The sequence below is a fragment of the Amycolatopsis coloradensis genome (assembly GCF_001953865.1).
Taxonomy (GTDB): domain Bacteria; phylum Actinomycetota; class Actinomycetes; order Mycobacteriales; family Pseudonocardiaceae; genus Amycolatopsis; species Amycolatopsis coloradensis.
Genome location: NZ_MQUQ01000020.1, coordinates 348,991 through 359,557 on the forward strand (window position 1 = coordinate 348,991; position 10,567 = coordinate 359,557).

The following is a 10,567-nucleotide window of genomic DNA, read 5'->3' on the forward strand; positions in this document are numbered from 1 at the left end:
GGCAAGGCGCCACCGGGCGGTCACCACGCCTGCCACGACCGAGCCGGGCGGGGCCCGGCCGTCCGTCGCCACGAGGGCGGCGGCGGGCGGAGTCAGACCGGCAGTCGCAGGCGCCAGCCGACGTAGTCACGCGCGATATATGCCAGCCTGGCGGTGGTCGCGGCCTTGTAGCTCCAGAGCCCTGCTACGTACACGGCGAACGCGGTGATCTCCTCCTCCGTCGCCTCCCGCCAGCGCGTGTTCTTCCGCGCCCAGGTCTCGGCCTCTGCTGCTCGGTGGCCTGCACCGACGAGGCGGATGACCATGAAGGCGGGGTCGACCCAGGGAGCACCTTGGGCGGGCCAGCCCCAGTCGATGACGCGGATGTCGCCGGTGACGGGGATGAGGAACTGGTCCGCGTGGAGGTCAGTGTGGAGAAGGCAGTCTCCCGCCACGAGCGCCGGTGCTTTCCGCTCCCATGCGGCGAGTTCGTCGAGGTCCCAGCGACCGACGATCTCCGGCCGCTCTTCGCCGAGTTTGGGCCACCATGCGGACTTCCAGCGCTGCTCCAGCGGTCGAAGGCCTGGAGACTCGATCTCGCCGATGCGGTTGACCGTCTCGGCGACTCGCGTCAGGTCCGACGAGCCGGGTTGAAGCCGGGCCCGTCGACCAGCCACGTACTCGAAGCCGACGACCAGCCAATCCTCGATGTCGGCGGCGAAGTGCACAGCCGGGGCGATGCCGGAGGCGATGCGGCCGAGTTCGGCCTCATTCCGAAGCCAGCGCATCGGAGGAGAGACGCCCTCGACCCCTTTGACGAACAAGGGCGCCGCTCCGTCGCGGTGCAGAACAGCGGCGAAGTTGCTGCTCTCGCCGACCTCGATCTCTTCGCATCCGGTGATGTCGCCGACCCGTTGCCGAATGCCTTCGAGAACGGGTTGCGGCAACTCACCCCAGCCGTACTTCTTCACCATGTCGTCCTATTCCCGGAGCTACTTGCCGTTGCTGTCGGTGTTCTCGTTGCCGTCTTTGCCCGATGCCCGGCAGCCGTCGTCGCCGTCGTTGCACTTGACTTCGAAAGTTAACCAAAGGTCGTCGTCCACCGCGAAACCGAGCGAGCGAATGGCCTCGGCGGTCCGGGCGATCACCTTTTTCGAGTCGCCCTCACCCTGGCCGTCGTCGTTGGGGACGTGGTGGATGAAGCCACCTGCGGCACGTTCACAAAACGATGCGTACTCGCGGGTGTAGAGGAGGAAAGTGTGCCACCCGATGTCCACGAGATCCGACGGTCCGAGCGGCGCGCGGTGGTTCTCGCCGCATGCGCGGAGGAACGCCAGCGCTTGGTCCATGATTCGTGCCGCGAACTCGCGCGGCATGTCGTGTTCCTTGGCGATGCGGTTCACGAGCCGCCCGAAAAGCTCGCCGGGGATAAGGCCCTGGCCCGTAAGATCTTCAACGGCGATTGTCATGCTTTCTCCCTTTCGGTTCTGTTTCGGTGCCACCTAGACCACGCTCATGCGTGGGGCGTTGGACGAGTCCAGCCGGGCAGCTCGTGACCGGCTGCCGGATCTCGTTTGGAATTCGGCATAGTAGGTCTGGCTGGCGGACCTCGAATAGTGCGTCGGCCTGGCCGGATGCGCCGATGGTCAGGACAGCGCGGAGTGGTGGCGTGCAGGTCCGGGCGCTCGTTCGGTCCGAGCATCCACGTCCGTCCCCGCAGTTCGCCCAGGAGGTCATCGAGGGCAGGGACTTCATCACCTCGTCACCCGCTCGATGATCTCGCGGGCGGGGTGCGGCGCTGCGGGTGAAGGTGACCGTCCGTGTCGCCAGTCCGATACCCATCGCAGAACCACTCCGATCACAAACGCGGCGTACGGCGGCGAGCAGCACGCCAAGTAGGCGAAAGTCCGCGTCCATCGCGTCTCTCCAGTCGGTGGACAGATTGCCGCAAGCAGAGGGCGCGGTGGTCGCTCGAAGAGGAACTCCACCGGAGTGGCCCTGTCAGGTAGCCTTGTCGTTACAAGGCGTAATGTGAACGGGCCAGCCATTCGCAAGGTTTTGCACCATGGCGGGAGCGCATGGGCCGTTGCCGCGAAAAGGCGACGGAATCGAGGCGGCCAACTCACTAGTCACTAGTCGGCGGCCCCTGAGACCGTCGGTCGTCCATAAGGACGATCTTGGCAAGGCGCCGCCGGGCGGTCGCCACGCTTGCCACGACCACGTAGGACGGAGGAGGCGCCCTTCGCCGCGTGAGACGAGGTAAGAGTCCCCTTTGTGTCAGAGGCCTGCAGCTCTTTGGTGCCGGAGCCCCGCGCCTCGACGAGACCCGGGGCTGGCGACTCGGCGGCCGCGGTAGCCGCCGCGAGCCTTTCGCCACCGTGGGGGGCCGATGGCGAAAGGCGGGATCATCGCGTGGTGAGAGCCGTTTCGTGCTGTGACAGGGCGGTCTGCACAACGGTTGTCCCGCGCCGGGTGACGTACTGTGCCCGGCCGGGGATCAGCACCCGCGGCCTGACTTCGCCGAACACCATGCCTTCCGAAAGCGGGCAGGACAGCAGCATCACCGGGGTGTTGACCTCCACGAGACGCCGTATCAAGGGGTCGTTGGCGCCGCGCCCGATCCCGTTGGCGCCGCGGGCCACGATCAGGTGCAGGCCCAGCGCGTTGCCTTGGGCGAGTGGATCGAACAGCTGCTGGAACAGCGCGTTCGACGACGACGCCACCATGTCGTAGTCGTCGATCACCACGAACACCTGCGGTCCGGTCCACCAGTCACGCAGACGCAGGCGGGCAGGTGTGATGTCGGGGCCGGGGACGCGGGTCTGCACGGCCCGCGCGACGCCGTCGATCATTTCGTGCACCGAGTCGCCGGACACCGCGTAGCCCAGCTGGTAGTCCTGCGGCACGGCGTCGTACAGGCCGCGGCGGTAGTCCACCGTGATGATCCGGGCCTCCTGCGGGCTGTACCGCCGGGTGATGCCGTCGATCACGAGCCGGAGCAGGTTCGTCTTCCCGGACTCCACGTCCCCGACGACCATCAGGTGCGGGTTGTCCTCGAAGTCGTGCCACAGCGGTTCGAGCCGCTGGTCGTCCAGTCCGAGTGCCAGCCGCACGTCCGCGTCCGGCGCGGGCAGTTCGGCGTGGTCCAGTACCGGGGGCAGCATCCTGACCGGGGGAGCCACCGGGCCGGACCAGGCCGCGGAAACCCGCTCCACCAGCGTTTCGACGTGCTCGGCGACGTCGCCCTCCGCGCCGTCGATCGACGGCAGGGAGGTGAGGAAGTGCAGTTCCTTGTCGGTGAGGCCGCGGCCGGGGATCTTCGGGACGGTCGCCGCGGCGCGCATGGTGATCACCGAATCGACCGGGTCGCCGAGCCGCAGTTCGAGCTGGGTGCCGACCAGGTCGCGGACGGCGCTGATGATCTCGCTCCAGCGGCTCGACGCCAGCATCAGGTGGATGCCGTAGTTGAGGCCGCGTGAGGCCAGTTCGACGAAGGTCGGGAGCAGGTCCATGAAGTCCTGCCGGACGGTGGACCAGCCGTCCACCACGAGGAAGACGTCACCGTGCCGTTGGTCGGCGAACTCCCCGGCCGCCCGTTTACGCCGGTAGGTGGCCATCGAGTCGATGTCGTTGTCGGTGAAGAACCGCTCCCGGCGCGTCAGCAGCGAGGTGACTTCGCCGATGGTGCGCTGGATGCGTTCGACGTCCAGCCGTCCGGTCACGCCACCGACGTGCGGCAGTTTCCGCAGGCTCGCCAGCGTTCCGCCGCCGAAGTCGAGACAGTAGAACTGGACTTCGGCCGGCGTGTGGGTGATTGCCAGCGCGGTGATCAGCGTGCGCAGGGCCGTGCTCTTGCCGCTCTGCGGCGCGCCGACGATGGCGATGTGCCCGTCGCTGCCCGCCAGGTCCACCAGCAGCGGATCCCTCGCCTGTTCGAACGGTTTGTCGATCAGGCCGATCGGCACGGTCAAGGTGCCGCGACCGGGCCAGCCCTCGGCGCTGAGGCCACGCTCAGCGGTTTCCACCAGCGGCGGCAGCAGCTCGTCCAGTGAGCCGGGCGCGTCCAGCGGCGGAAGCCAGACCTGGTGCGCGGCAGGGCCTTTGTCACGAAGCCGGTCGACGGCCAGCTCCAGCAGGCTCGGCACCGAACCTTCGGGCTCGGGTTCGGGCACCGGCTCCGGTTCGGGCACCGGTTCGGCGCGGACGGCGACCTTCGACGTGAACGGCACGACCTGCTGTGCCACCACCGCCTGCTCCACGTTCCGGCGCACCACCCGGTGCGGGCCGGACACGTAGGCCGCCTTGAACCGGTCCAGCGCCGCGGTGCCGCTCTTGAGGAAGCCGTTGCCCGGATCGGACGGCAATTGGTAGGCGTCCGGAACGCCGAGCACGCCACGGCTTTCCATCGCCGAAAAGGTACGCAGGCCGATCCGGTAGGACAGATGCGATTCCAGCTGATGGATCCGGCTTTCGTCCAAGCGCTGCGAGGCGAGCAGCAGATGCACGCCCAGCGACCTGCCGAGCCTGCCGATCATGATGAACAGGTCCATGAAGTCGCGGTGTGCCGAAAGCAGCTCACTGAACTCGTCGACCACCAGGAAGAGCGTGGGCAGCGGAGCGAGGGGAGTCCCGTTCGCCCGTGCCCGTTCGTAGTCCAGCGCGGAGCTGTAGTTGCCCGCCTTGCGCAGAAGTTCCTGGCGGCGCACCAGTTCCCCGTTGAGCGCCTCGCGCATCCGGCCGACCAGCGCGGCCTCGTCGGCGAGGTTGGTGATCACCGCGGAGGTGTGCGGCAGCCCGTCGAGACCGAGGAAGGTCGCGCCACCCTTGAAGTCCACCAGGACGAAGTTCAGGACCTCCGAGGAATGGGTGAGCGCGAGCGCCAGCACCAGCGTGCGCAGCAGCTCCGACTTCCCGGAACCGGTCGCGCCGATCAGCATGCCGTGCGGGCCCATCCCCGACTGGGCGGATTCCTTGATGTCGAGATCGACCGGCGACCCGGTCGGGCCGATGCCGAGCGGCACCCGGAGCCTGCCGCCGGGCCGTTTCGCCGCCCAGCCCGCCACCACGTCGTGGGTCTGGATGTCGTGGATGCCCAGCATGGTCGTCAGGTCGAAGTTGGCGGTCATCGGTTCGGCCGACCGCTGCCGGGCGCCGACCCGGTACGGCGCCAGCCGCATCGCCAGCGCGGTCGCGGTGTTGACGCCGATCCCGTCGGGCTCCCCGAGGTCGCCGGTGACCTCCTTGTTCTGCTGATCGACCGTGATCAGCTTCAGCATCCCGTCTTCGAGCCGCAGCCGCAGTGTCTCCGGATCGTTCCCTTCCGGCAGCCCCGAGGACAGGTCCACGACCGTCGTGTTGCGGTAGCCGTCACCGGCCAGCCGCGACGTGGGCGGCACCTTGGCGCCGTCCACGAACACCATCACGCACGGTTCGTGGCTGTCCGGCAACGCGTCCGGGTCGAATCCCGGCCTGGTCGCGAATTCGTCGCTCAGCGCGTTTTCCAGCTCCGCCGTGGATTCCACCACCAGCCGGATCTCGCCCGCGCCGTCGGTCTCGCCGGGGTGGAGGTTGTGCGGCAGCCATTTCACCCAGTCCCACGCCGCCCGCCGTTCGGGCGAAGTGAGGACGACGATCCGCAGTTCCGCGGGGGAGTGGAACACCGCGAGGTGGGCGATCATCGAGCGGGCCAGTGCCCGGATGCGCTCGATGTCCGTGTCGTCCGCCACCCGCAGCAGGATCCGGGCGAACGACGGCAGGAACACCGCGACAGGCTGACCCGACACGGTTCCGTACGCGTGGATGAAGCGGCGCAGCGCGTGCGCGGACAGCGGCTCCAGATCGTCCACCGGTTTGGTGGACAGCGGATTCAGCCGCCACGCGAGGCGTTGCGGGCCCCGTCCGATGCGGATCTCGCCGAAGTCCTCGTCCTGGGCGTCCCGTTCCCACATCCTCGACGTGCCGGGCAGGGACCACAGCGAATGCGGGTCGGGATGCCGCCAGATCAGGGCTTCCCGTTGGCTCGTGACCACTTCCCGGACCTTGCGGCGGGACTGCGCCAGGTAGCGGAGGTAGTCGCGGCGGGAATCGTTGAGCTTCTGTTTGCGTTCGCCCGCGCTGCGGCCGAGCTGACCGACCAGCATGGCCATCGACGACACCGTCATCAGCCCGGCGGCCAGGTAGCTGAACGCGCCGTTCTCACCCGGCCGGACGAACAGCAGCACGGTCGCCGTCGATGACAGCGCCATCGGCAGGTACATCATGACCGCGCCGGCACTGCGCTGGACTTCGGGCAGGGTCGGCGGTTCTTGGATACTCAGCTCGCCTTCGGGCATTTCCGGCCCTGGCCGTCGCGGCCCCTTGCGGAATGTGATTACACTCAAGCCCGGATTCCTTCCCTCTCGGACGCGCTGTGGTGGCAGCTCCACTAGAGGTGACGAAATCCGACCACGCGACGGTTCACTCACGACGCCGCGCGTTGGTCGCCGAAACGAAGGCTTGTGCCATGGCGACCGCTTCAGGGCTGTGCAAACTCCGTGTCCGTGCTCCAGCCGCCTGCTTCGAGCTGGCGGTGCCCATGGACATCCCCTTGATCGACCTGATGCCGACGATCCTCGGACACGCGGGCAAGGATCTGGCCGAAGAGGGCGTCGACCACGACGGCTGGGGTCTCCAGCGGCTCGGGGATCCCCCGCTGGATCAGGAATCCACCATCGATTCGCTGAACTTGCGCGACGGCGAGACGCTGCACCTGCGGCCACGTCGCGAACAACTCCCGACCGTCCACTTCGACGACATCATCGACGGCCTGTCCACCGAGGCGCGGGCCCGTTCGGACTCCTGGAGCGCGGGGGCGACGCGCTGGACGATGCTCGGCTCGGCACTGACGGTCGTCGCGCTGGGGTTCGCGCTGCTGGTGTCCGCCCCGGCGGCCTGGCCGACCCTGGTGGCCGCCGGTGCCGCGGCGCTCTTCCTGCTGGTCTGCTCGGCCACCGCGGCCCGGGCGCTCGGCGACGCCACGTCGGCGCTCGCACTGGCGCTGGCCGCGATCCCGTTCGTCGGGCTGGCCGGCTCGATCGTCCCCAGTGGACCGGAGGGCACCGTGCTGACCGGTGCCCGGCTGCTGGCCGCGTGCGTGGCGGGCGCGGGGGCGGCCGCGCTCGGTCTCGCCGCCGTCGCGGGCGCCGCGCCGGTGTTCATCTCGGTCGCGACACTGGGCTTGTTGTGCGCCACCGGCGGGCTGGTGCTGATGCTCGGCGGGGCCGGCGCGGCCGTTTCGGCGACGCTCATCGCCGTGATCGCGGTGCTGCTCGGCGCGTTCGTGCCGAGGATCGCCTTCCGGCTGTCCGGGCTCCGGCTGCCGGGATTGCCCACCACGGCACAGGAATTGCAGGAGGAGCTCGACCCGCACCCCGGTGACGAGGTCGTCGTCAAGGGCCGGATCGCGGACTCCTTCGTCACGGCGTTGTTCGCCGCGATCGGCCTTGCCTGTCTCGTCTCGCTCGAATTCGTGGTGCACGACCGGTCGTGGCAGGCCACCACGTTCGTCATCGTGCTCAGTGTGCTGCTGCTGGTGCACGGCCGCGCGCTGGGCAGCGTGTGGCAGCGTCTCTCGGTGATCGTGCCGGGGGTGTACGGCCTGCTGCGCCTGCTGCTCGTGATCCGGCAGGACACGGCCAATCCGCTGCCGATGGTGGCCGGGTTGTTCGTGGTGGCCGCCGTGCTGATCGTGGCGCGATGGACGCTGCCAGGGCGCAGGCTGCTGCCGCAGTGGGGCAGGCTCGCGGACATCGTGGAGAGCCTCGCGGCGCTGTCGCTGCTGCCGCTGGCGTTGTGGCTGATCGGCGTGTTCGCCTTCATGCGCGGTCTCGGAGGCTGAGGCGTGAACGCGAAGACCGATCAGGTACAGGCACACAAGTTCATGCTGGGCCGGCTGTCGTCGGCGTTGCTGCGCGTCGATCCGGACGCGCCGGAAAGCCCACTGCACCGGACCTATCGTGGCAGCGTCATCGGCGTGCTGATCGCCGTCCTCGCCTGCCTCGGCCTGCTGGTGTTCGGCCTCGTCTCACCGGGCGGGAACAAGTCGTGGCGGGTGGAAGGCGCGCTGGTCGTCGCTGATTCCTCCGGGGCGCGGTTCCTCTACGCGGGCGGCAAGCTGCTGCCGGTGCTGAACTTCGCGTCGGCCAAACTGGTCGCCGGGAACCAGCTCGTGGTGAAGCACGTCTCCGAGGCTTCGCTGCGGGACGTGCCCCGTGGTGACCCGCTGGGCATCATCGGCGCACCCGACGGCCTGCCCTCGCTCGCCTCCGACCCGTGGGAGGTGTGCGCCCTCACCGGCCGCGACCAGTCCGGGCCGACCATGGTGCGCGTCGGCGGTGGGACCTCGAAACCCCTCGGCGACGACGCGGCGGTCGTGGTCGTCGCCCCGGACGGCGCGACCTTCCTGCTGTGGCGCGGTAAACGCCATCGGGTGACGTCGGACCGGAACGCGCTCGACGCGCTCGACGGCGTGCTCCAGCCGGTGAAGGCGCCTGCCTCGTTGCTGGACGCGTTGCCCGCCGGGCCGGATTTCGGGCCGCCGTCGATTCCCGGCATCGGTACCGAGGGGCCTGGTCTCGGCGCGACGGGTTCACGTGTCGGCAGGGTGTACAAGGTGTCCGGCGAGCCATCGCAGCATTACGTGCTCACGAAGTCCGGGTTCACGCCGGTCTCCGAACTCGACGCGCGGCTGCTGCTCGTCGACCCGGAGGTCCGCCGCGCCGCCTACGACGGCGGCGATGTCGCGGTGGGGCAGCTACCCGGCCGCGTGGTCAGCGAGCATCTGTCCTCGGCGGAGCCACCGCCGCCGAGGAAACCGCCGCGGGCCATGACACTCCACAGTGGACAGGGCTTGTGCGCCCTCGTCACCCCGGACGGCGACACGCCGCGTACTCAGGTGGCGGTGGCCGACGGGCTGACCACGGCCGGGCGGCCACCGTTCGTCCAACCGGGTGTTTCGGCGCCGTGCGTGCGGGTCGACCGGATCGCGGTCCGGCCCGGTTCCGGCGCGCTGGTCAAGGCGACCGCCGCGTCGGGAAGGGCGGGGGACGCGCTCTTCCTGGTGACCGATGCGGGGGTGAAGTACCCCGTGCCGCCCGCCGGGGCCAAAGCACTGGACCTGGGGGGATCCGGGGCGAACGGGCTCCCGGTGGCCCTGCTGAACCTCTTGCCGACCGGCTCCGCGCTGGACCCGGGGCTGCTCCGTGACGGGGGCGCGGTGCTGCCCGCGGCCACCGCTTGCGGTTCCTGACCGGAGAAACCGCGCGACGACTTCTGCCGGTGGTTCCGCATGGTCTCCGGCACCCGGTGTTGGTGTCCTTGTCCTGGAGCGTCATCACGAGGAAGGAGCCGGACATGTCGAATTTCCAGAAGAGCGACAGCGGGATGAAGGGCGGTATCACCGCCATCGAGGCCTGCGAAACCGAGTGCAAGACGATCCACGGTGGGGTCGCGGCGGTCCGCGCCGATCTGCAGAAGGACTGGCAGGGCGCGGCGTCCCAGACCTTCCTGACCCAGCTCGACACCTGGGAAGGGGAGTACCTCCAGGTTCTCCGTCTGCTGACGGAGATCAAGGAGCTGGTCAACGCGAGCGACATCCAGATGAACAACTCCGAAGAGGAGATCAATCTCGGTGCCCTGACGTCGTTCGGCGACGGCGGTGGCGTCGGCGGCGGCATCTACAAAGCACTGACCTGATCGCACCGATCCCATTCTCGGAGAGGAAACAACCATGAGCACATCCCACGACGGTTTCGCGGTCAGCGGAAACCTTCCGCACCTGGCCGAGCGGATGGTCGGGCTGAGCAAGGCGATCGACAACGCGCTGATCGATCTGGAGAAGTCCATCAAGCCGATGACCGACAGTTGGATCGGCCAAGGTGCCACCAACTACACGGAACTGCAGCGCAAGTGGCACGCCACGACCAGCGCCATGGAAGGCCGCTTCACCAAGGGCCACCAGACGCTGTCCCTGTCCTATGACAACTACCAGCGCACGGACAAGAACATCGGCGCGAAGTTCCAGCTCTGATTCCGGTCCGCTCTTGGTGAAAGGAGAAGCGGCGTGGCGGAGAAGCCGGAAAGCGGCGACATCAAGATCACGGTCAGCTTCCTGCAGGACTTCCAGAAGAACGTTCTCGGGCCGATGGTCACCAGTCTCGAAACGAATTCGCATGTCGCGGAGCTGGCCCTCACTGCGGGTGGTGGCGCCGGGAAACGACGGCTGATGGCCGGCGTCGAGACGTGGGAGCCCGCCAAGTTGCTGATGGACGCCTACGAACTCGCCGGCAAGGGCACCGGGCCCACGCTTTACGCCCAGGTCAAGCTGATCCAGGATCAGCTCATCGCGCTGAACAGGAACATCACCTACGTGGTGGGGGTGGCGGTGCGGGGCGAAGACGAGAACATCAAGTTGTCCACCGAACTGGACATGAGTCAGCTCGGTGAGATCCTCGCGTTCACTCCCGGTGGCAACAACACCGGCGGTGGCAACAACACCGGTACCGGCGGGAGTTGAGTCGAGATGACCGCGTTCGTTCCCGGCGGAACGAAC

Annotated in this window: 8 protein-coding genes; 5 read left to right on the forward strand and 3 right to left on the reverse strand. The window is 68.4% G+C overall.

What is annotated here, in order from left to right; translation table 11 throughout:
- Positions 1–92 precede the first annotated feature (92 nt).
- The 3 genes from BS329_RS34165 to eccCa form a co-directional block, all read right to left on the reverse strand.
- Complete coding sequence (locus BS329_RS34165; RefSeq protein WP_076166481.1) at positions 93–953, reverse strand: phosphotransferase family protein; 861 nt, start codon at positions 951–953, stop codon at positions 93–95.
- Between the two features lie 18 nt (positions 954–971).
- Positions 972–1,448: a glycine-rich domain-containing protein gene (locus BS329_RS34170; protein WP_076166484.1), complete on the reverse strand. Its 477-nt coding sequence runs from the start codon at positions 1,446–1,448 to the stop codon at positions 972–974.
- 936 nt (positions 1,449–2,384) lie between these two features.
- The gene (eccCa, locus tag BS329_RS34175) at positions 2,385–6,359 is read right to left on the reverse strand and encodes a type VII secretion protein EccCa (RefSeq protein ID WP_244197402.1); all 3,975 of its coding nucleotides are present in this window, start codon (positions 6,357–6,359) and stop codon (positions 2,385–2,387) included.
- A gap of 122 nt (positions 6,360–6,481) precedes the next feature.
- Between eccCa and eccD the strand changes: the two genes are divergently transcribed.
- The 5 genes from eccD to BS329_RS34200 all read left to right on the forward strand — a co-directional run bounded on the left by eccD (position 6,482) and on the right by BS329_RS34200 (position 10,531).
- Positions 6,482–7,855 (forward strand): type VII secretion integral membrane protein EccD, encoded by a 1,374-nt coding sequence (gene eccD, locus BS329_RS34180; protein ID WP_076166489.1) that lies wholly within the window; start codon positions 6,482–6,484, stop codon positions 7,853–7,855.
- Between the two features lie 3 nt (positions 7,856–7,858).
- Positions 7,859–9,265, forward strand: a complete 1,407-nt coding sequence (gene eccB / locus BS329_RS34185; RefSeq protein ID WP_076166492.1) for a type VII secretion protein EccB — start codon at positions 7,859–7,861, stop codon at positions 9,263–9,265.
- 104 nt (positions 9,266–9,369) lie between these two features.
- A complete protein-coding gene (locus BS329_RS34190; protein ID WP_076166691.1) occupies positions 9,370–9,711 on the forward strand; it encodes a WXG100 family type VII secretion target in 342 nt (113 codons plus the stop codon).
- Positions 9,712–9,745: 34 nt separating this feature from the next.
- Positions 9,746–10,045: a WXG100 family type VII secretion target gene (locus tag BS329_RS34195; RefSeq protein ID WP_076166495.1), complete on the forward strand. Its 300-nt coding sequence runs from the start codon at positions 9,746–9,748 to the stop codon at positions 10,043–10,045.
- Between the two features lie 33 nt (positions 10,046–10,078).
- The gene (locus BS329_RS34200; RefSeq protein ID WP_076166497.1) at positions 10,079–10,531 is read left to right on the forward strand and encodes a hypothetical protein; all 453 of its coding nucleotides are present in this window, start codon (positions 10,079–10,081) and stop codon (positions 10,529–10,531) included.
- The last annotated feature ends 36 nt before the right edge of the window (positions 10,532–10,567 follow it).